This window comes from Mesorhizobium sp. M1396 (assembly GCF_040317725.1).
GTDB lineage: Bacteria > Pseudomonadota > Alphaproteobacteria > Rhizobiales > Rhizobiaceae > Mesorhizobium.
The window spans coordinates 1-18,082 of the sequence record NZ_JAMYLA010000061.1 but is presented as its reverse complement, the minus strand read 5'-3'; the positions used below and the strand labels follow the sequence as shown (position 1 = coordinate 18,082).

General features: G+C 63.6%; 19 protein-coding genes. 9 read left to right on the top strand and 10 right to left on the bottom strand.

Features of this window, described 5'->3' with window-relative positions; translation table 11 throughout:
• The first annotated feature begins 67 nt into the window (after positions 1–67).
• Positions 68–1,162 carry a diguanylate cyclase domain-containing protein gene (locus NKH02_RS29175; protein ID WP_352883137.1) on the top strand — a complete coding sequence of 365 codons (1,095 nt, stop codon included), beginning with the start codon at positions 68–70 and terminating at the stop codon, positions 1,160–1,162.
• 25 nt (positions 1,163–1,187) lie between these two features.
• On the opposite strand, the gene NKH02_RS29170 is transcribed toward NKH02_RS29175, so the two are convergent.
• Both NKH02_RS29170 and NKH02_RS29165 read right to left on the bottom strand, forming a co-directional pair.
• Positions 1,188–1,889, bottom strand: a complete 702-nt coding sequence (locus NKH02_RS29170; RefSeq protein WP_352883135.1) for an antitoxin Xre/MbcA/ParS-like domain-containing protein — start codon at positions 1,887–1,889, stop codon at positions 1,188–1,190.
• A 477-nt stretch (positions 1,890–2,366) separates the two neighbouring features.
• Positions 2,367–3,359: an adenosine kinase gene (locus NKH02_RS29165; protein WP_352883134.1), complete on the bottom strand. Its 993-nt coding sequence runs from the start codon at positions 3,357–3,359 to the stop codon at positions 2,367–2,369.
• Between the two features lie 289 nt (positions 3,360–3,648).
• Between NKH02_RS29165 and NKH02_RS29160 the strand changes: the two genes are divergently transcribed.
• Both NKH02_RS29160 and NKH02_RS29155 read left to right on the top strand, forming a co-directional pair.
• Positions 3,649–4,533 (top strand): DMT family transporter, encoded by an 885-nt coding sequence (locus NKH02_RS29160; RefSeq protein ID WP_352883133.1) that lies wholly within the window; start codon positions 3,649–3,651, stop codon positions 4,531–4,533.
• An 88-nt stretch (positions 4,534–4,621) separates the two neighbouring features.
• On the top strand, positions 4,622–5,326 hold the full coding sequence (locus NKH02_RS29155; RefSeq protein WP_352883132.1) for a sulfate transporter family protein: 705 nt from the start codon (positions 4,622–4,624) through the stop codon (positions 5,324–5,326).
• Positions 5,327–5,333: 7 nt separating this feature from the next.
• Here NKH02_RS29155 and NKH02_RS29150 read toward each other — a convergent pair whose 3' ends face one another.
• From NKH02_RS29150 to NKH02_RS29130, 5 genes are all read right to left on the bottom strand, one after another.
• Positions 5,334–6,332, bottom strand: coding sequence for a proline racemase family protein (locus tag NKH02_RS29150; RefSeq protein WP_352883131.1), 999 nt, complete (start codon positions 6,330–6,332; stop codon positions 5,334–5,336).
• A gap of 14 nt (positions 6,333–6,346) precedes the next feature.
• The gene (locus NKH02_RS29145) at positions 6,347–7,150 is read right to left on the bottom strand and encodes an isocitrate lyase/PEP mutase family protein (RefSeq protein ID WP_352883129.1); all 804 of its coding nucleotides are present in this window, start codon (positions 7,148–7,150) and stop codon (positions 6,347–6,349) included.
• Positions 7,151–7,410: 260 nt separating this feature from the next.
• Complete coding sequence (locus NKH02_RS29140) at positions 7,411–8,073, bottom strand: HAD family hydrolase (RefSeq protein ID WP_352883128.1); 663 nt, start codon at positions 8,071–8,073, stop codon at positions 7,411–7,413.
• Positions 8,073–8,558: a dUTP diphosphatase gene (dut, locus tag NKH02_RS29135; RefSeq protein ID WP_352883127.1), complete on the bottom strand. Its 486-nt coding sequence runs from the start codon at positions 8,556–8,558 to the stop codon at positions 8,073–8,075. Before dut ends, NKH02_RS29140 begins: the two co-directional genes overlap by 1 nt.
• A gap of 78 nt (positions 8,559–8,636) precedes the next feature.
• Positions 8,637–9,107: an Lrp/AsnC family transcriptional regulator gene (locus tag NKH02_RS29130; protein WP_352868932.1), complete on the bottom strand. Its 471-nt coding sequence runs from the start codon at positions 9,105–9,107 to the stop codon at positions 8,637–8,639.
• A 115-nt stretch (positions 9,108–9,222) separates the two neighbouring features.
• On the opposite strand from NKH02_RS29130, the gene NKH02_RS29125 reads away from it, so the two are divergent.
• Both NKH02_RS29125 and NKH02_RS29120 read left to right on the top strand, forming a co-directional pair.
• The gene (locus NKH02_RS29125; RefSeq protein WP_352868929.1) at positions 9,223–9,471 is read left to right on the top strand and encodes a DUF6356 family protein; all 249 of its coding nucleotides are present in this window, start codon (positions 9,223–9,225) and stop codon (positions 9,469–9,471) included.
• Between the two features lie 15 nt (positions 9,472–9,486).
• Positions 9,487–10,287 (top strand): class II glutamine amidotransferase, encoded by an 801-nt coding sequence (locus NKH02_RS29120; RefSeq protein WP_352883126.1) that lies wholly within the window; start codon positions 9,487–9,489, stop codon positions 10,285–10,287.
• A 44-nt stretch (positions 10,288–10,331) separates the two neighbouring features.
• On the opposite strand, the gene NKH02_RS29115 is transcribed toward NKH02_RS29120, so the two are convergent.
• Positions 10,332–11,282, bottom strand: coding sequence for a hypothetical protein (locus NKH02_RS29115; protein ID WP_352883125.1), 951 nt, complete (start codon positions 11,280–11,282; stop codon positions 10,332–10,334).
• A 319-nt stretch (positions 11,283–11,601) separates the two neighbouring features.
• On the opposite strand from NKH02_RS29115, the gene NKH02_RS29110 reads away from it, so the two are divergent.
• Positions 11,602–11,844, top strand: a complete 243-nt coding sequence (locus tag NKH02_RS29110) for a hypothetical protein (protein ID WP_352868922.1) — start codon at positions 11,602–11,604, stop codon at positions 11,842–11,844.
• Positions 11,845–11,910: 66 nt separating this feature from the next.
• A complete protein-coding gene (locus tag NKH02_RS29105; RefSeq protein ID WP_352883124.1) occupies positions 11,911–12,186 on the top strand; it encodes a hypothetical protein in 276 nt (91 codons plus the stop codon).
• Positions 12,187–12,256: 70 nt separating this feature from the next.
• Here the strand turns inward: NKH02_RS29105 and NKH02_RS29100 are convergent, their stop codons facing one another.
• Positions 12,257–13,330, bottom strand: a complete 1,074-nt coding sequence (locus NKH02_RS29100) for an NAD(P)/FAD-dependent oxidoreductase (RefSeq protein ID WP_352883123.1) — start codon at positions 13,328–13,330, stop codon at positions 12,257–12,259.
• 226 nt (positions 13,331–13,556) lie between these two features.
• On the opposite strand from NKH02_RS29100, the gene NKH02_RS29095 reads away from it, so the two are divergent.
• On the top strand, positions 13,557–15,149 hold the full coding sequence (locus tag NKH02_RS29095; RefSeq protein WP_352868914.1) for a peptide chain release factor 3: 1,593 nt from the start codon (positions 13,557–13,559) through the stop codon (positions 15,147–15,149).
• 174 nt (positions 15,150–15,323) lie between these two features.
• Here the strand turns inward: NKH02_RS29095 and NKH02_RS29090 are convergent, their stop codons facing one another.
• Entirely contained in the window at positions 15,324–15,794 is a 471-nt protein-coding gene (locus NKH02_RS29090) for a VOC family protein (protein ID WP_352868912.1), read from the bottom strand.
• A gap of 268 nt (positions 15,795–16,062) precedes the next feature.
• On the opposite strand from NKH02_RS29090, the gene ilvD reads away from it, so the two are divergent.
• On the top strand, positions 16,063–17,907 hold the full coding sequence (gene ilvD, locus NKH02_RS29085; RefSeq protein WP_352868909.1) for a dihydroxy-acid dehydratase: 1,845 nt from the start codon (positions 16,063–16,065) through the stop codon (positions 17,905–17,907).
• Positions 17,908–18,082: the final 175 nt, after the last annotated feature.

Sequence of the window (18,082 nt, the reverse complement as noted above, 5' to 3'; positions counted from 1 at the left end):
GAACCTCTTGCCGACATGCCGTAACGGCATCTACGGCGCGCTCAGACCGCCAAACGGGGGTGCGGCCATGAAGCATGACGGAGTTCCAGCATCCGCGGTCGGCCACGGGGCCTACCACGACGAGCGCCTGGACGCGCTTCTCAGCATCACCGGCCGCATGGACGGCTATCTCTACCGCTGCCGCAACGATGCGTCCTACACCATGCTCTACATCAGCGACGGCATTCTCACTGTTAGCGGTTATCGGCCGAGCGATTTCATTCACAACGCGGTGCGCGACTATGTCTCGGCCATCCATCCGGATGATCTCGCCGCCGTCTACGCCGCCGTCGACGGCGCGCTCGAGACGCGCTGCAACTGGAACGTCGACTACCGCATCGTCCCGCGGGTCGGCGAACCGCTGTGGGTCCGCGAGATCGGCGGCGGTGTCTGGGACGACACCGGCGAACTCGAGTTCCTGGAAGGCTTCGTCGTCGACATCAGCGACCGCAAGGTTGTCGAGGACCTCAATTCCCAGCTGCTGCTGGATCTGAAGGCAGCCAACGAGGAGCTGTCCGCGCAGAAGCGGGAGATCGAGCTGGCGAAGCTGCAGAGCGACCATTCGGCCAACCACGATGCATTGACCGACTTGCCCAACCGGCGCGCCTTCCACGACGAACTGAAATCGGTGGTCGCGCGCTGCGGCGCCACCGGCGAGGCGGCCGGACTTCTGTTCATCGATCTCGACCGGTTCAAGGAAGTCAACGACACGCTCGGCCACGAGGCCGGCGATGCGTTGCTGCAGCGCGTGTCGAAGAACCTTCGCTCCATCCTGCGCAGTGACGATTTCGTGGCACGGCTCGGTGGCGATGAGTTCGCCTTCCTGTTTTCGGGAGAGCCGGACCTCGCGCGGCAAAAGGCGGTGCGGGTCGCCGAGCGCATCCTTGAAAGGCTGCAGATCAAAATCCCGGCGCCGGATAGCGCCATCCAGATCGGGTGCACCGTCGGTGTCGCCATGTATCCCCTGGATGCCGCCGATTCGGATGCACTGGTCGCTCTCGCCGACCGGCTGATGTATATCGGCAAGAAAAGTGGCCGCAACCGGTTGGTCACTGCCGGGGAACTGACTGCGGAACAACAGCCGTCGTCCGGATCTCGCCACCCAATTCGCAAGACCGCCTAGGCGCGACTGGGGTGCACCAAAGCCATCAAGCCGGCGCGAACACGCGTGCGGCCTCGACGACCTCCTCGACCTGATCCTGCCGCAGCAGGTCGATCGGGACTTGGCCTTCGAGGTCGGCTGAGGGGCGCGTCAGCCACAGCCACGCCAGCCTCGGATTGCTGATCAGGGACAGCACGGCGCGGATGCCCGCCACCGGTCTGCCGTCGACGAACTGCGCCAGCGGGAAGACATGTTTGCGGCCGCCCTTGCGCAGGGCGATGACCTCGCCCCGCCTTTGCCAGCGGTGCAGCGTCGACCGCGCGATGAGCAGGTTCTCCTCAAGATAGGTCGATCCGGCGACGCGGCCCGCCCAGTCCTCGATCAGCATCGATTCGAGGTCGTCGGACTTTGGCGGCGAAGTTTGCTCGATATCGGCCAATAGCGTCGTCGGCGGATTTGTGGCGCCAGTGATACCGGCTTCGCCGCGGCGCGCAGCCTCCGCCGCCAGCGCGCGCACGAATTTCGAGGCCAGGCCGGGAAGGTCGGCGTGGATGGTGTCGATGGCGCGCTGGTGTTTCGGCGACAGCAAGGTGACCGCGGAAGCTATGCTGCCGGCGATCTTGCCGACCGAGACCATGGTGGGCTTGTTGATGGCCTCGTCATAGTGGGCAAGCGCGCGTTCGACGTCCTCGGCGACCATCTCCGCGAAGTCGTCCTGCTTGAGGCCCTGGATCTGAAATCTGTTCATGCATCTGTCTTCCGGGCCGCGCGCTCCTCCCAGCGGCCGGCTGTTGAACTTCTACAGCGGAAAGCGGAAATCGCCGCGGCAACAGATACAGCAGCCCGACAGCTTGCTGTCTTGCATTTCTTGACACCCCAACTGGCCGAGGGCGCACCGAAATGTCAGTCGGGGCGCCTGGATTGCGTGTAGGTGCGATGTGTGACAGCCGCGCGACGGTGAGCGCACCGACCGCCAAACCGCCGATCTCCCCCTGGGGGAGATGCCCGGCAGGGCAGAGGGGGGCGCGAAGGATCGCTATGGAGCGATGTTTGCGCCCGAGCTCCACGTCCTTCTGACGACGTCGACGTCGCGCATGGATCCAGGAATTCATGCCGTCTATTTTGGGGTTGGCGCCAGTGTAAAGCCTTGGAGATGCAGGCAGGACAGCGCCCCCTCTGGCCTGCCGGCCATCTCCCCCACGAGGGGGGAGATCGGCAGTTGTCCCTAAAGCAAACCCGCCTGCTCGGCCTCGCGTCGCAAATTCTGCCGCGGCCTGGGGCCGATCTGCTGGATCACCAATCCGGCCGCCAGTGAGCCAAGGTCGCCGCAGGTCTGCAGGTCGCGGCCTTGCGTGTAGCCATGCAGGAACCCGGCGGCATAGAGATCGCCGGCGCCCGTCGTGTCGACCAGTTCCCTGATCGCGGTCGCCTTGATGACCACGGTCTCGTCGCCGCGCACGATCACCGAGCCTTTCTCCGAACGGGTCACGGCGGCGATCCGGCAATCCTTGCGGATCTGTGCCAGCGCCTCGTCGAACGACGATGTCTGGTAGAGCGACTTGATCTCGTGGCTGTTGGCAAAGACGATGTCGACCGTGCCCGAACGCATCAGGTCGAGGAACTCGTCGCGATAGCGGTCGACGCAGAACGAATCCGACAACGTCATGGACACTTCGCGGCCTGCCGCGTGCGCCAGCTTCGCCGTCTGCCGGATCGCTTCCTTGGCGCGCGGCGGATCCCACAGATAGCCCTCGAAATAGGTGACCTTGGCGCCAGACGCCTTGTCGGCCTCGACATCCTCAGGGCCGAGTTCGACGCAGGCGCCGAGATAGGTGTTCATCGAGCGCTCGCCGTCGGGGGTGACGAAGATCATCGAGCGCGCCGTCGGCGGCTCGCCCTTGAGCGGCCTGGTGTCGAAGGCGACGCCCTGCGCATGGATGTCGTGGGCATAGATTTCGCCCAGCGCATCGTTGGAGACCTTGCCGAAGAAGGCCGCGCGGCCGCCGAAGCTTGCGACACCGGCCGCCGTGTTGCCGGCGCTACCGCCGGAGGCTTCGATCGCCGGGCCCATGCGGCTGTAGAGCAGTTCGGCGCGCCGGGTGTCGATGAGGTTCATCGCGCCCTTGATAATGCCATTGGTCTCGAGGAATTCCTCGTCGCACTGGGCGATGATGTCGACAATGGCATTGCCGATGCAAAGCACGTCATATTTCGGCATCAATGTCTCCGCCAAAAACCCGAGCCGGCTTCTTGCCACGCCGGCCCGGCGCGGGTCTAGCGATTTGAAACCGTTTTGCCTAGGGCGTGACACGCAACTTTGGCGGATCAGGCTGGAACAAGCCAAAGGCGCATCCGCCACGAGGCGCTATGACAATTCGACCGTGGCCGAAGCATTTCGTCGCCACACGGCCTACAAGCCTGGCTCAGCCGATTCTGTTTCGAAGGCGAGCCAGCCCCCAATGTCCACAAAGAGCATGTCTACAAGGAACGAGCCAGCAAAGAACGACATGACGACCGACCTGGCACTGCTCGCCGTGCTGGCGGTGCTCTGGGGCGCCTCCTACACCTTCATCAAGATAGGCGTCGAGACGATCCCTCCGGTCACCTTCATTGCCGCCCGCACCCTGATCGCGGGTGGCATCCTGTTCGCCATCATCCGCTGGCGCGGGCTGGCCATGCCGGGCGATGCGGCAAGCTGGCGTCGGTTCGCCTTCCAGGCATGCCTCAACAGTGTCATCCCGTTCACCCTGATCGCTGCGGCCGAACGTTCGGTCGATGCTGGCCTCGCCACCATCCTGAACGCGACCTCGCCGATCTTCACCTTCCTTTTGACTGCGCTCATCACCCGCCACGAGCCGGTCACGTTGCGCAAACTGATTGGCGTCGGCACCGGCATTGCCGGTATCTGCCTCATCATTGGCACCGAGGCGCTGAATGGTCTCGGTCATGAACTGTGGGCACAATTGGCAATCGTCGCGGCGACGATCTGCTATGCCGGCGCGGCGATTTTCGGCCGTGGTTTCAAGGGCCTCGACCCGGTGCTGCCGGCCGCCGGCTCGATGCTCTGCGGTGCAGTCATTCTCGTGCCGCTCAGTCTTGTGTTCGACCAACCATGGACGCTGGCGCCATCAACGGCGTCGATCCTGGCCTTGCTGGGCCTGTCGGTCTTTTCCACCGCGCTGGCTTTCGTCATCTATTTCCGCCTCATACACACGCTGGGCTCGGTCGGCACCACCTCGCAAGCCTATCTGCGCGTGCCGATCGGCGTCGGCATCGGCGCCCTCTTCCTTGGCGAAAGCCTGGGTTCGACGGCATGGCTGGGAATGGCGTTTGTCGTGGCCGGGGTGGCAGCGATGACCATCCCGGTTCGCAACCCGGCGTTTGCACGGTAAACGCCCAACGCTTGTGCTCGCGGCCTGCGCCGCCTATCTCGGAGGCGTCCGCCCGCGCGGTGGTATCCGCTAGAGGGGTCCAAGCACAGTGATTTTCGACGCTGCCCGCACCGCGGCCTTCGAGCTGCTCTCGCGTCCCTTTCGCGCCGTGTTCTTCAAGACGCTTGGGCTGACTTTGCTGGCGCTGGTGGCCTTGTGGTTCGGTCTGACCAGCCTTGTCGAGTGGCTGGCCCTGACATGGCTGCAGACGCTGTTGCCCGGCATGCCCTCCTGGGCCGGGTGGCTCGGCGGCATCATCGCGGCTATCGCGCTTGCCTTCGGCATGGCGCTGCTCATCGCGCCGGTGACGGCTGTTGTCGCCGGCCTGTTTCTCGACGATATCGCCGACGTGGTCGAGCGCACCGACTATCCCGGCGATCCGCCCGGACGTGCCATGCCGGCGCTGCGCTCGCTGGTGCTGTCGATGCGATTCCTCGGTGTCGTCGTCCTCGGCAACATCGTCGCGCTGCTGCTGTTTCTGGTGCCGGGCGTCAACATCGCCGCCTTCTTCATCATCAACGGCTATCTGCTTGGGCGCGAGTTCTTCGAATTCGCCGTCATGCGCTTTCGCGGGGAAGACGAGGCCAGGGCCTTGCGCAGGCACTATGCCGGCACCGTGTTTTTCGCCGGGCTGCTCATCGCTGCCTTCCTCGCCGTGCCGCTACTAAATCTGGTGACCCCGCTGTTCGCCGCCGCCATGATGGTGCATCTGCACAAGGCGATCAGCGCGCGGGAAATTACTCGCCGCGGCTAGGCTCTGCTCAGCGTAGAAGGAAACCGAGTCCGAGTTCGTCGTCCGCCTCGACGATGAACTCAGCCCGCCCGGAATAATAGGCGCGGCCGCCGACGCGGGCGATGATCGCATCGTGCGGGCCAGCCGTCGCCGTCCGCACCACGGCTCCGGAAAAACGCGAGCCGGCGATGCTCTCGAACATGCGTGTCTGCCCGATCGCGATCTCGCCCTTGGCATGCATGGCCGCCAACCTTGCGGTGACACCGGAGCCGGTCGGCGAGCGGTCGACCTCGGCCTCGGCGAAGACGCAGATGTTTTTGGTCACCTCATTGGAAAACGCGTCGCGGCCATCGGTTAGGATGGTGCCGTAGAGAAAGGCAAGATCAGCGTGGTCGGGATGCGACAGCGGAAATTCGGCCTTGAGCCTGTTGGTCAGCGCGGTTGCCGCATCGACGAAATCGCGTACCCGGTCGCGGCCGAATTCGAGCCCGAATTGGTGGCAATCGGCCAGCGCGTAGAAAGCGCCGCCATAGGCGACGTTGAAGCCGATCGTGCCATGGCCCGCAAGCTCTATCGTCTGGCCGCCGGCGAACAGGAACGCCGGCACGCTTTCGAACGACACCGCGCCGGCCTTGCCGTCCCTGATCTCGACCGAGGCGACGACCAATCCGCACGGCGCCTCGATGTTGACGGTCGTCACCGGCTCGCGTTTCGTCACCAGTCCTTCGTCGACGGCGTAGCGGCCGAGCGCGACGATGGCGTGGCCGCACATGGTCGAATAGCCTTCATTGTGCATGAACAGCACGGCGAGATCGGCACCGGGCAGGTCCGGCTCGACCAGCAAGGCGCCGTACATGTCGTAATGGCCGCGCGGCTCGAACATCAGGATTTTCCTGAGATGATCGAGACGGTCGCGCACATAGGCGCGCTTCTCCAGGATCGTGCCCTTCGGAATATCCGGATAGCCGCCGGTGACGATCCTGAGCGGCTCGCCGCCGGTATGCATGTCGACGACGGTAAGCGTCATGAGATGGGCCCTATCTAAGCTGAAGGTTTGCCGAACAGGGCCTGCAATTTGCCGAAAGGCATGGCGGCGCGGGTGAAGCCGAACGTGCCGTCCTGCTGGATCTCGCGCGCCGCCGTCTCCAGCATTCCATAGGCGAAATTGGTCAGCCATGGCCCGAGCGAGATGCGCTTGACGCCGGCCATGCCGAGATCGGCGATGGTGAAGCCGGGCCTCGCCATGACGTTGACCGGCTTGCCGACCGCCGAGCAGATCGCACGCACCATCTCGACGTCGCCGATGCCCGGCGCATAGAGCACATCGGCGCCGGCCTTCTCGAAAGCCTGCAGCCGCTTGATGGTGTCGTCGAGGTCGGACTTGCCCCACAGGAAATTCTCGGCGCGCGCGGTGAAGACGAAATCGCGCTTCAGTGCGCGAGCCGCCTCTACGGCCGCCGCGACGCGCTCGACGGCATGCGAGAAATCATAGATCGGCTTGTCCGGGTCGCCGGTGTGGTCCTCGATCGAGCAGCCGGCAAGGCCGGCCGCTTCCGCCGCGAAGACGGTTTCCGCGGCACTGGTCGGGCTGTCGCCCTTGCCTTTCTCGAGATCGGCCGAGACCGGCAGGCTGGTCGCCGCCGTCAGCTCGCGGCAATGGTGGATCATCTGGTCGAAGGTCACGGCGCCATCCGGCAGGCCGCGCGAAAAGGCAAAGCCGGCGCTGGTCGTCGCCAGCGCCGTGAAGCCGAAAGAAGCCAGCAGCTTCGTCGTGCCGATATCCCAGGGATTGGGCATGACGAAGGTCGAGGCATGCAGGTCGCGAAAGATCTTGCCCTTGTCCATGGTAGTTCCCCCATCATGTGCGGTGTGGCTAAACGGATTTTATCGTGCTCTTTTTGGCCGGGCAAACGAATGCGGTTGGTTCAGAAGCGTTTGGCGTTCTCTCCTGCCAATTTGTCCAGCGCGTCGGAATCCTTGGCGTAGCGCGATGTCTTCTGATGGCGGCATATGACTGGCAGGATGGGTTTCATGCGCGGCCTCAGGTCTGGCGGGCCAAGCTACCACGGCCGATCGAGGCGTACAGCAGTAGGCTGGAGATCAGGTCAGTGGATCGGCACCAGCCCGGCCAGCTCGCGCATGTCGTCGAACAGTATGCCGCCGGCCTGGATCAGGCCATCTCGGTCGGAATGGGGATCGGCGTAATAGGAAAATACCCGCATGCCGGCGGCGATGCCTGCCTGCGTGCCGGCGACGCTGTCCTCAATGACGATGCAGTCGGCGGGCGAAAAGCCCATGGTCTTGGCCGCATGCAGGAACAGGTCGGGAAACGGCTTGCCGCGCGCGACCATGGTCGAAGAAAACATTGCGTGCTCGAACAGCGGTAACAGCCCGGTCTGGCCGAGCGTGATGTGCATCTTCGACACCCTGGCCGAGGTGGCGACGCAATAGGCGATGCCGGCTGAACGCACGGCTTCGACAAACTCGCGGACGTAGGGGATCGCCTCGACGCCATGGGCGAACAGATCCGGCAGGCCGGCGTTCCAGCGATCCACGAAATCGGCGCCGAGCCTGACGCTGGTTTCCTCTTCGATCTGTTTTTGCACCGACGCCATGCTGCGGCCGGAGAAATTCTTGCGGCAATATTCGAAGCCTGTCGGATAGCCGGCGGCGCTCAACCATTCGGCGAGGCGCCGATTGGCGAGGTTCTCGGTGTCGACCAGGATGCCATCGCAGTCGAAGATGACAAGTTTAGGCAGTTCAGACATCAGGCGGTGCCGGTCGATCCGAACCCGCCCGCGCCACGCGCCGTGCCGCCGGCCAATGTCCGTTCTTCCCCGGCCGCCTGCGTCACCGCCGCGAAGACGATCTGGGCGATGCGCATGCCGCGCGTCACGGCAAAGTCCTCGTCGCCGAGGTTGATCAGCAGCACCTTCACCTCGCCGCGATAGTCGCTGTCGATGGTGCCGGGCGTGTTGAGGACGGTCAGCCCATGTTTGAAAGCAAGTCCGGAACGCGGCCGCACCTGACCTTCCATACCTTCCGGAATTTCCAGGATCAGCCCGGTCGGCACCAAAGCGCGTTTGCCAGGCAGGATCAGCAGCGGCCGGTCGTCGGGCACCGCGGCGCGCAAATCCATGCCGGCCGCACCGGTGCTTTCATAGGCTGGAAGGGGAAGTCCTTCACCATGCGGCAACCTGACGAAGCCGACGGTCGGACCGATGACGGAGGGAGTTTGAAGGGCTGCGCGCATAAAATCGATCCTATCGGCGCGAACGGCGATTCGGTCAACTCGACCGCAATGCTATCAACGTCTTTCTTTCAGGCATCACTATGACCTAGTCATCGGAACGACGGTGGTCTCCTTGATCTCCTCCATCACGAACGAGGCGGAAACGTCCGACAGCGCCACCTTGGCAATCAGCCGCTGGTAGAGCCGGTCATAGGCCTTCACGTCGGCGACGCGGGCGCGCAAGACATAATCGAGGTCGCCGGACATGCGGTAGACGCCGGTGATCTCGGGAAAGCCGGTCACCGCCGCGCGGAACTTCTGCAGCCATTCCGGGTCGTGGTTGGACGTGCGGATCAGGATGAAGACGGAAAGGCCAAGTCCGAGCTTTTCGGCATCGACCAGCGCCACCCGGCCGGTGATGACGCCATCCTCTTCCAGCCGCTTCACCCGGCGCCAGCAGGCATTGCGCGACAAGGCCACCCGTTCCGACAGCTGGTCGACCGACAGCGTGCCGTCGCGTTGCAATTCGCTCAGCAATTTCCGGTCGATTTCGTCGATTTCCAATGCCATATGGGATGTGTGTCCCATCAATGGGCCAAATACAAGGATAATTTGAGACCGATGAACCGGCGAAGCGTGTCAGGATACTCATATCAGGAACTTCAAGCGCTGAAGGGGAACCAGCATGTCGGTCGCAAGGATTTTCACCTCTCATCCGGCCAAGGTCGGCGAAACCTATTTCGGCCACATGGCCTTTGCCGCTTGGTTCTCATCGCGGCTGCTGATGGCGGCGGGCGCCGCGCTCGTTCACGCTTTCTTGCCATTTCTGTTTGAAACTACAGCCAGCCGAATCGTTCGCGAACTCTACGAGCGGACGCACAACAGAGGCACACACGCGACCAAGGAGCCCGCGGCTCTTATGGATCGCGCCTAGAGGACGACAGAAGCGATGTGCCGATGGGCGGCCTATCTCGGTGAAGCGGTCTTTCTCGAAGACATCCTCACCGCGCCCTGCCACTCGCTGATCGCCCAAAGCCATTGCGCCCAGGAAGCAAAGTCGCCGACCAATGGCGACGGCTTTGGCCTTGCCTGGTATGGCGACCGTCCGGAGCCCGGTCTTTACCGCGACATCCTACCGGCCTGGTCCGATCCCAATCTGAAGAGCCTGTGCCGGCAGATCAAATCCGGCCTGTTCCTCGCCCATGTGCGGGCCTCGACAGGCGGCGCCACCAGCCGGATGAACTGCCATCCGTTCATCTCCGGCAACTGGTCGTTCATGCACAACGGCCAGATCGGCGGCTTCGAGAAGATCCGCCGCGCGCTGGAGAACTCGCTGTCCGACGCCGTTTTCGACCAGCGCGAAGGCACCACCGATTCCGAGTTGTTTTTCCTGCTGATGATCGACGAAGGGTTGGCCGGTGATCCGCAAGGTGCCGTCTCGCGTGCCACCAGCCGCGTGCTCGACGCCTCTCACCGCGCCGGTCTCGATCCGTCACTGAAACTCACCGCCGCCTTCTCGGACGGGCAGGCTCTTCACGCTGTGCGTTATGCGACCGACGCCCACGCGCCGACGCTCTACACCTCCACCTTACGCAAGGGCGGCTGCCGCTGCATCATGTCCGAACCGTTTGACCGCGAGGGCGGCGATTGGCAGGCTATTCCGCCATCAAGCTTTGTCACCATGACCAGGGATGGCATGGCTATTCGTCCCTTTGCTCCGGCTGCGGCGAAGCTGGCCCTGGCCGTCTAGTTGCAAATCACGGCAACGTCGCGCGCATCGGTTGGCAATCACCTTCAGGGGTTTTGCGGCGCGCTGGAATGTCTCAGCCAATGGCGGTCGAAGACATCGAGAATGGCGCGGAACTCGGCTGGCGGGATCTGGTGGACGCCGCCATCGCTGCCTCCCACGAGGAACCGTATGAGTTGTCGGTCGACCTGCTCCGGCTGGTCGATGGATATGCCGAGCGATGCCAAATCCTCTGATATCGACTGGTCGCCTAGCAGGTATCCGCCCCACGAGGTGGTCCCAGGCGCCGGATCGTGCAGCCGTACCATGAGGATCCTGGTCAATGACGGCAGGGTCTCCGGGCCGATAATAGCGGTTCCGCACATATACCCGCCAAGCACACTTCCCGGCTGCGACTGCGGCAACAGGCTGATGAAGAACTGGGCGTCGCCGCCCGCTTCCTTCAGATGCACGTAAAGAGCGCGCTTGGCCGGCGTGACCGGGCCGCCAAGCACCAGCTGGCCTGTCGGCAAGGCTTCGCGATATGTCGCGGTCAAGCCATGCAGACCAGGCCCTGCCTCGATCGACAGGATGCCCTTGATGATCTGGCCGCGATAGTAAGGCGACCAGGCGCGCGAATAACATGCATAAGCACCGGTCAGCGCGAAGACGAGGCTGCGCTCATCATGGCTGGAGGAGGCATCGAATTGATTGCCGGCGCGGCGTTCGAGCACTGCGCTGTCGACGCCGTGGCGGGCTGCGATGGCCGCGGTGAAATGCGGCAGGTCGCAGTCGGCGATCCATGAGCCGGGCTGCTCCAAGCGAAGCAGCTTCGCCCAATCGTCATAGACACTGTGCTCGCGCGGCTGGGCGCGACCTTGCAGCCATTTGTCGGCGCGGCCGAGATCGAACGCGGTCTTGGGATTAACGGCTCGGAACGCCGCCGCCAGATCCTTGCGGGTGACGGTCCCCAATAACGCCGACGTCAGCCGCAATTTCTGCGCGATGTGCTGTGCCATACGGCTGCCTCTTGCTGCTTGCTGTCTGCCATATCATGCTGCATCTATCCTTTCACGATATATTTCCATTAGCTAATATTCCAGGAATTCCAGAGAATTCCACGGTATTCCGTACGTGCTGCCTTTTCCGGTAGCGGTCCGGCGCTAAGCTCGCGGAGGGCAAGGGGCATATCTTCCGCGAGAACGTGCTGAACGTGGGCCGAGCACGTCCCTTCCTTCGCAGAGCACTGACACGCTCCAATCGAGCAACGGGCAACCAAGCTCAAGGAGCCTGCTGACAACCTTACGTTGTGGCACCTCAACCTGAAGGAACGACCGGATGACCTCGAATGCCTCTTCCAGACTGACGTTCATTGTATTTACCGCTGGTTGTATCGCGTTGGCGCTGCTCTTTCGATACGCGCCGGTCGGTGAATTCCCCTCGAAATATATCAAGGCCGCACCGGTGGCGCTCGCCGCAAATCCGACGCGCATCGACGTCGACAACGAGGCGCACGCCATACGCTTCTACATCGATGGCAAACAGGTCGCCTTGCTCGATCAGTCCGGTTTCAGGCAGTGAGGCGCCAAGCCGCGCAAGCCCGCGCGGCGGTTTTGAGTGCATGAGACAAGAACTTGGGCACGACGCATGGGTGATCCAGAAAATGCGGAGCGCTTTGGAGCCAGAGAGGAAACCGTCATGAAACTCGTTCTGTCCGCGCTGCTTGTGCTGCTTGCCTTGTCGCAGGTGGCGGAGGCGAAGAAGAAAGTCTTGGTGACGCAGGACAATGCCGCCAAGGCGCAGGCGACCCGGCAGCAACTCGACAACGCATCGACAGGCGGGATTAGGCCGGCCGCGGATGCAAAGGCGCGAGCCACCGACGGGATGCAGTACCCGCCGGCGCTGTATTTCAATTTCCTTTAGGCCGGTTGCTGGCCGGCGTCGGATCGATGACCCGTGCGGCATCGGCCGCTGGCTTTCGCCGTCCGCCGGGCTATTGAGCGAAGCGTCCCAATCCATAAGGCGCCAAAAGCGGGTCGCGCTCGCCCTCCAGTATTTCCCGTGCGGCGAACAGGCCGACGGCCGGCGCCAGCGTGATGCCCGAATGCATGACCGCGACATAGACGCCGTCCATGCCCTCGGCGCGGCCGATGATCGGGAAGCCGTCGATCGGCGTCGGTCGGTAGCCGACCGTGTGGAAATCCAGTTCCAACCCGTCACTGTCGCGCAGCATGGCCTTCATGGCCGCGAACAGCGCGCGGGCGGTTTCTTGCGGATCCATACCCGGATCGGCACCTCCGAAATCCGAGCCGGCGATGATTCGCCCTTCGGCTGTCTGGCGCATGTGCAGCCGCTCGGCCAGCACCAGGCCGTTAAGCAGCTTTTTGTAAGGCCGAGAGTGAACGATCAGGCCGGGCGGTGTCTCGATCGGCAGGTTGATCCCGGCCGTCGCGGCGATGTCCGGGGAGCCGACGCCGGCCGCGATCACCACCTCGTTGGCGGCAATCAGGCCATGCGATGTGTCGACACCGGTGATCTTGCCACCGGTCTGGACCAGCGCCGTGACCGTGCTGGAGATGATGCGTGCGCCATGTCGCTCCGCGTCTGCCAACAGTGCGCGGGCGGCGGCCACCGGCTCGGCGACACCCTCCTCAGCCACATGCAGGGCAAACTCGGGAAGCTCGGCGAGATTTGGCTCGATGCGCGCCGCGCCGGCGCGATCGACGCGCTCGATGCCGTAACCCCAGGCGGAATGCTCCGTGGCATAAGTTTCCATCGCGGCGGCCGGCAGATCCCAGCACAGGCCGCCGCACCAGCTGAGCGGGAGGCCGGGCAGGTCCCGCGCCAGCCGCGACCATTCGGCCATCGCGCGGGTGCGTAGCCGGAAATACGGCTCCGGATTGCCCCAGCTGGCGTTGATCCAGGCGAACGAGTTCGGCGTCGCCACCCCGCCCGCGGCGCTGTCGGCGATGACCGTCACCCGCGCCCCCGCCTTGGTCAGATGCCAGGCGATGGAGGCACCGATGATGCCGGCGCCAATAACGATCACTTGTTTGGCCGCTGTCATGTTCGCTCCTTTGCCTCGTCATTTCGTGGGGATGTTCATCCAGTGCCATCCCGGCAGCCGCTTGCCAACGCGAAATATGCGGCAATGCGCTCGTCCGAACCACGGCGTGACCGACTCCGTGCTCTGACGGACAGGTGGCACCCGGCGGCGTCCGCCCCGCCGGACCGGTCGACAGCTTGGCACTACGCTGCTAGAAGCCCGGCCTGTCACACGGAAATCCCAGAGAATGCCCGAAGCAATAGAAGAAGAAGTGGCGCGCCGCCGCACCTTCGCGATCATCGCGCACCCGGACGCCGGCAAGACGACGCTCACCGAAAAGCTGCTGCTGTTCGGTGGCGCCATTCAGCTTGCCGGCGAGGTCAAGGCCAAGAAGGACAAGATCCAGACCCGGTCCGACTGGATGAAGATCGAGCGCGAGCGCGGCATTTCGGTCGTCACCTCGGTGATGACCTTCGAGTACGAGGACAATGTCTTCAACCTGCTCGACACGCCCGGCCACGAGGATTTCGCCGACGACACCTATCGCACGCTGTCGGCGGTCGACTCGGCCGTCATGGTCATCGATGCCGCCAAGGGCATCGAGCCGCGCACGCTGAAACTGTTCGAGGTCTGCCGCCTGCGCGACATCCCGATCATCACCTTCGTCAACAAGATGGACCGCGAAAGCCGCGATCCGTTCGAGATTTTGGACGAGATCGAGCAGAAGCTGGCGCTGGACACCGCGCCCATCACCTGGCCGATTGGTCGGGGAAGAACCTTTTCCGGCACTTACCATCTGGCGTTGAACGCGGTGCGCAAGGGCGACGACGAGAAGGAACGCACGCCGGTAAACGGTCCCGATTCCAATCGCGTTGCCGGGCTGTTGCCGGAAAACGAGCGCGAGGCCTTCATCGAGGAGCTGGAATTGGCGCGCGGAGCCTGCCGGCCGCTCGACATCGACACTTTTCGCGAAGGCCACCTGACGCCGGTCTATTTCGGCTCGGCGCTGCGCAACTATGGCGTCCGCGACCTGATCGAGGCGCTTGGCGCCTTTGGGCCGCCGCCGCGCGCGCAGGAAGCCGATACCCGCAAGGTCGAGGCGACCGAAGAGAAGATGACATCCTTCGTTTTCAAGATCCAGGCCAACATGGATCCCAACCACCGCGACCGCATCGCCTTCGTCCGAGTCTGCTCGGGCAAGCTCGAGCGCGGCATGAAGGCCAGGCTGGTGCGCACGGGAAAACCGATGTCGCTGTCGGCGCCGCAATTCTTCTTTGCCCGCACCCGCGTCACCGCCGACGAGGCCTTCGCCGGTGATGTCGTCGGCATTCCCAATCACGGCACGCTGCGCATCGGCGACACGCTGACCGAGGGCGAGGAGATACTGTTCCGCGGCGTGCCGAATTTCGCCCCGGAAATCCTGCGCCGTGTCCGCCTCGGCGACGCTATGAAGGCCAAGAAGCTCAAGGAAGCGCTGCACCAAATGGCCGAGGAGGGCGTCGTGCAGCTATTTTCACCCGAGGATGGTTCACCAGCGATTGTCGGCGTCGTCGGCGCGCTGCAACTCGACGTGCTGAAGGAACGGCTGAACTTCGAATACACGCTGCCCGTCGAATTCGAGATGTCGCGCTTTTCCGTCTGCCGCTGGATCTCGGCCGACGACAAGGCCGAGGTTCCCCGCTTCATCGAGGCGCATCGCGGCGACATCGCCCGCGATCTCGACAACGACCCGGTGTTTCTGGCCCAGCACGCTTTTTCGCTGAACTACGAGGCCGAGCGCTGGAAAGCGATCCGCTTCGCCACGATCAAGGATTATCAGGTCCGCGACAAGGCGGCTTGAAGTTCTCCCTTCTCCCCGTTTTACGGGGAGAAGGTGCCCGAAGGGCGGATGAGGGGCAGCGCCAACCTCAAGAATTAATGGACCCCTATATGCCCCCGGCCCTTCGCAGGCTCAGGGCGTTCGAAGCTCGAAAAGCCAAGCAATTGGCTTTTCGTCCGCTACGCGGACCGCTTCTCACCCCCTGGCCGCTTCCTCGATCTTGGCGATGTCGATTTTGACCATCTTCATCATTGCCTGCATCACCCGGTCGGACCTGGCCTGATCAGGGTCGCGAAGCAGTTTCGGCAATTGCTCCGGCACGATCTGCCAAGACAGGCCGAATTTGTCCTTCAGCCAGCTGCACGCAACCGGCTGCCCGCCTTCGACAAGCTTGTCCCAGAAATAATCCACTTCCTCCTGCGTCTTGCAGTCGACGGAGAGCGAGATCGCCTCGGTGAACTTGTGTTGCGGGCCGCCATTGAGCGCCTGGAATTCCACACCATCGAGCTCGAACGACATGACCAGCACCTGGCCTTCACGATCGCCGCCGCTCTTGCCCCAGCGCGTCGTGCTCAGCACCTTCGAATTTTTGAAGATGGAGACATAAAAATTCACAGCCTCCTCGGCCTGGGTGTCGAACCACAGGAAAGTGGAGATCTTTTGCATGTCGCGCTCCTCGGGTTGTCTTTTGCTGTTGCAGGGAAACGGCAGGTTTCGAGAATTGTGCCATATCTTGCCGTTTGTCCAAGGACGGGCATACGGCATGCAATCCGACAGCAGGCCGCAATTTTTTCGGAAGCTCTGGTTTTTTGCGGGGAATCTGGCGCATTGCAAAATTGTGGCCAGACCATACTTGCGCGTCTATAACGCCTGCGGCCCGAATTCAGCTCCGCCGCGCCATTCCTGGGCTGCGGCCAGCCACCAAGGAAAAAATATGCCTGCCTATCGCTCCCGCACCACCACCCATGGCCGCAACATGGCCGGCGCCCGCGGCCTCTGGCGCGCCACCGGCATGAAGGACAGCGATTTCGGCAAGCCGATCATCGCGGTGGTCAACTCCTTCACCCAATTCGTGCCGGGCCATGTCCATTTGAAGGACCTCGGCCAGCTGGTCGCGCGCGAGATCGAGAAGGCCGGCGGCGTCGCCAAGGAGTTCAACACCATCGCCGTCGATGACGGCATCGCCATGGGCCATGACGGCATGCTCTATTCGCTGCCGTCGCGCGAGCTGATCGCCGATTCCGTCGAGTACATGGTGAACGCGCATTGTGCCGACGCCATGGTCTGCATCTCCAATTGCGACAAGATCACCCCCGGCATGCTGATGGCCAGCTTGCGCCTCAACATCCCGACCGTCTTCGTTTCCGGCGGGCCGATGGAAGCCGGCAAGGTGGTGCTCGCCGGCAAGACGCAGGCGCTCGACCTGGTCGACGCGATGGTCGCGGCCGCCGACGACAAGGTCTCCGACGAGGACGTCAAGGTCATCGAGCGTTCGGCCTGCCCGACCTGCGGCTCCTGCTCGGGCATGTTCACCGCCAATTCGATGAATTGTTTGACCGAAGCGCTTGGCCTGTCGCTGCCGGGCAACGGTTCGACGCTGGCCACGCATGCCGACCGCAAGCGTCTGTTCGTCGAGGCCGGCCACCTGATCGTCGATCTCGCCCAGCGCTACTACGAGCAGGATGACGAAACCGCGCTGCCGCGCAACATCGCCTCGAAGGGCGCCTTCGAGAACGCCATGACGCTCGATATCGCCATGGGCGGCTCGACCAACACCGTGCTGCATATCCTGGCCGCCGCGCATGAGGGCGAAATCGACTTCGATCAGGATGACATCGACGCGCTGTCGCGCAAGGTGCCGGTGCTGTGCAAGGTGGCTCCGGCCAAGTCCGACGTCCACATGGAAGACGTTCATCGCGCCGGTGGCATCATGGCGATCCTCGGCCAGCTCGACAATGCCGGCTTGATCAATCGCGACCTGCCGACCGTGCATACGTCAACGCTCGCCGAAGCCCTCGATCGTTGGGATATTTCCCGCACGACCAGCCAGAGCGTGCGCGATTTCTTCCTCGCCGCCCCTGGCGGCGTGCCGACGCAGGTCGCCTTCAGCCAGGATCGCCGCTGGGACGAACTCGATCTCGACCGCGAAAAGGGGGTCATCCGCTCGGCCGAATACCCCTTTTCCAAGGACGGTGGCCTTGCCGTGCTGAAAGGCAATCTGGCGCTCGACGGCTGCATCGTGAAAACCGCCGGCGTCGATGAATCGATCCTGAAGTTCACCGGCCCGGCGCGCGTCTTCGAAAGCCAGGATTCGAGCGTCAAGGCGATCCTGTCCAACGAGATCAAGGCTGGCGATGTCGTCGTCATCCGCTATGAGGGGCCGCGCGGCGGCCCCGGCATGCAGGAAATGCTCTACCCGACCAGCTATCTGAAGTCGAAAGGGCTGGGCAAGGCCTGCGCGCTGGTCACCGATGGCCGTTTCTCCGGCGGTACGTCGGGCCTGTCGATCGGCCATGCGTCGCCGGAAGCCGCCGAAGGCGGGCTGATTGGCTTGGTGCAGGAAGGCGATACGATCGAGATCGACATCCCGAACCGCAGCATCCGCCTTGCTGTCGACGATGCGGAAATCGCGGCCCGCCGGGTGGCGATGGAGGCCAAGGGCGCCCTGGCCTGGAAGCCCGAGGAAAAGCGCAAGCGCAAGGTGACGACCGCCTTGCGCGCCTATGCCGCCATGGCGACCAGCGCGGCCAAGGGCGCGGTCAGGTTCGTGCCGGAGTAAATTAGGCTGCGGCCCCTACCTCCCCCTTGTGGGGAGGTCGGACCGAAGGTCCGGGTGGGGGGCGGCGCGGGGGGGGGGGGCCCCCCCGCCCGGGGGGCCGCCCCCCCCCCCCCGGGGGGGGGTCGGGGGGCCGCGAGTGTGGCAGAGTGAGACGACTGAGTGAGGAACGAGAGAA